This is a genomic window from Microbacterium sp. 69-10 (genome assembly GCF_001897945.1).
In the GTDB taxonomy this organism is placed as follows: Bacteria; Actinomycetota; Actinomycetes; order Actinomycetales; family Microbacteriaceae; genus Microbacterium.
Genome location: NZ_MKRT01000004.1, coordinates 21,832 through 24,068, shown reverse-complemented (window position 1 = coordinate 24,068; position 2,237 = coordinate 21,832). Strand labels below are relative to the sequence as shown.

Below are 2,237 nucleotides of genomic sequence, written 5' to 3'. Positions count from 1 at the left end.
GCCGTAGCGGGCGAGCTCGCGCGCGATCGGCAGGGTCATGGCGTGCACGCCGCCCTTGGACGCGGAGTAGGCGGGCTGGCCGATCTGCCCGTCGAAGGCCGCGACGCTGGCGGTGCTGACGATCACGCCGCGGTCGCCGTCGTCGGTCGGCTCGTTCTGGGCGATGACGGCGGATGCCTGGGAGATGACGTTGAACGTGCCGACGAGGTTGATGCGGATGATGCGCTCGAAGGCGTCCAGATCAGCCGGGTTGCCGTCGCGGTCGAGCACCTTGGCGGGCGGGGCGATGCCCGCGCAGTTGACGACGACGCGGAGCGGTGCGGTCGCCTGAGCGGATGCCACGGCCGCGGCCACCTGCTCGGCGCTGGTGACGTCGGCAGGGGCGAACGTGCCGCCGAGCTCCGCCGCGATCTCGGCACCGGCCGAGTTCGGCAGGTCGATGATCGTGACCTGCGCACCGGCTGCGGCGAGCCGTCGTGCGGTCGCGAGCCCGAGTCCGCTGGCTCCGCCCGTGATGAGCGCGCCCTGTCCCGTGATCTGCATGAGTTCTCCTTCGAACGGCGGATGCGACTGAGTCTCAGCATACGTGGTTCCGAGTCTCCCCACTGGCGGGATCACCGCCGGAGGGGGATGCTGAGCACATGGAACTCCGTCGGAAACGAGCCTACGACAGCGCCTCCGCCGAGGACGGGTTCCGGGTGCTCGTCGACCGGCTGTGGCCGCGGGGCGTCTCGAAGGAGCGCGCCGCGATAGATCTGTGGGCCAAGGATGTCGCCCCCAGCACCGCGCTGCGGCACGACTGGCATGCCGCTCCGGACGCCGATTTCGAGGTCAACGCCGAGCGCTACCGTGCACAGCTGGCAGGCGAGAGCGCGCCGGCGCTGCAGGCCCTGGTCGGCGAACTCCGCGGCCGGCCCGTCGTCACGCTCGTGTACGCGGTGGCGAACACCGAGCACAACCACGCCGTCGTGCTCGAGGGCGTCCTGAGGCCGCTGCTGAACTGACCGCTACGCTGGCGACGTGCCCCTGCGTGCCGCCACAGAGCTCGATACCGCTGCGCTGACAGCATCCGTGCCCCTCGCCGAGGCGCGGGCGATCGCGCGCGAGGCGGACGCCGCCGGTCCGGCGAGCGCGCGCCGGCCTCGCGCGGCCATCCTGCTGCTGATCGTGGCGATGTTCGGGCTGACGCTGACGCTCTTCGCCCCGATGTCGGTGCGGATGCTGTCCGGCCGGCCTGATGCCGCCGACATCGCGTTCGCGGTGATCGGAATCCTGATCCCGCTCGGCATGCTCGCCGTGCCGGTGTGGATCGCCGCACGCTGGCTGGCCGAGGACCGGCGGCGGGTGCGCCTGCGCGGCTTCGCGGCGGCGAACGGCTGGACCTACCGCCTCTGGGCGCCGTCCGGCGGCGCGGTGGGAGCGGCGTTCGAGGCCGGCGGCGACGAGAACCTCTTCGACGTGCTGCGCACCGCCGATCAGGGCGCCGAGTTCGGCCGCTACAAGTCGGTGACGGGCACCGGGCGCAGCCGAACGGTCAAGACCACGGAGTACGTGACCTTCTCGGTCCCGGCCGAGCTGCCGCACATCGTGCTCGACAGCCGCGCCAACGACGGTCCGTTCGGGCGCAGCAACCTGGTGCTGGATCCGGTGCGCGATCAGCGCCTCAAGCTCGAGGGCGACTTCGACCGCTCGTTCCGGATGTACTGCCCGACCGGCTACGAGGCGGATGCCCTGTACCTGCTGCCTCCCGACATCATGCAGTCGCTGCTGACGCATGCCCGTGCGCTGGACGTGGAGCTGATGGGGTCGACCGTGCGGCTCTACGCCCCGCAGGGCATCATCACGACCGACGGCGACAGCTGGCGGAGGCTGCTCGACACGGTCGACTCGATCCGCGACATGGCGCGCCAGTGGGCGCAGTGGCGCGATGACAGGCTCATGCCGGAGAATGCGGTCGGATCGTTCCCCGGCGCACGCCCGCTCGGCGTCGCCCGTCAGGGGCGCCGGCTGCGCAATCGCTTCCCCTGGTTCGCGTTCGTCTTCGGGCTCGTCGGACTCGTCGTCTGGCTGATCTCGGTCATCAGCGAGGACTCCGAGGGCATCGCCGGCTGGCTGGGCAGCTGAGCGCCCGGGGCGCTGACGGGTGAGGATGGATGCATGTCCATTCCCGCAGCGCCCGTCGACGTCCCCGACCGCGTGCGCGATCTGGCCGGTGGCGCCGGGCTCGAACCGGTGTG

General features: G+C 71.4%; 4 protein-coding genes (1 of these 4 running past the window's edge). 3 read left to right on the top strand and 1 reads right to left on the bottom strand.

Features of this window, described 5'->3' with window-relative positions; genetic code table 11:
- Window positions 1–543, bottom strand: a 543-nt coding sequence (locus BGN97_RS01325; protein ID WP_292697383.1) for an SDR family NAD(P)-dependent oxidoreductase, incomplete at its 3' end; no start/stop codon positions are given.
- A gap of 98 nt (window positions 544–641) precedes the next feature.
- Here BGN97_RS01325 and BGN97_RS01320 point away from each other — a divergent pair.
- From BGN97_RS01320 to BGN97_RS01310, 3 genes are all read left to right on the top strand, one after another.
- Complete coding sequence (locus tag BGN97_RS01320; protein ID WP_292697381.1) at window positions 642–1,004, top strand: DUF488 family protein; 363 nt, start codon at window positions 642–644, stop codon at window positions 1,002–1,004.
- Between the two features lie 16 nt (window positions 1,005–1,020).
- Window positions 1,021–2,124 carry a hypothetical protein gene (locus tag BGN97_RS01315; RefSeq protein WP_292697379.1) on the top strand — a complete coding sequence of 368 codons (1,104 nt, stop codon included), beginning with the start codon at window positions 1,021–1,023 and terminating at the stop codon, window positions 2,122–2,124.
- Between the two features lie 88 nt (window positions 2,125–2,212).
- On the top strand, window positions 2,213–2,237 hold the 5' end (the start) of the coding sequence (locus BGN97_RS01310) for an aminoglycoside 3'-phosphotransferase (protein WP_363331384.1). The gene runs 647 nt beyond the window's last position; only the first 25 of its 672 coding nucleotides appear in the window; the start codon lies at window positions 2,213–2,215; its stop codon lies off the right edge, out of view.

Coding starts and splice junctions, on each gene's coding strand:
- BGN97_RS01320 (WP_292697381.1), top strand. CDS start 642: ATGGAACTCCGTCGGAAACGAGCCTACGACAGCGCCTCCGCCGAGGAC.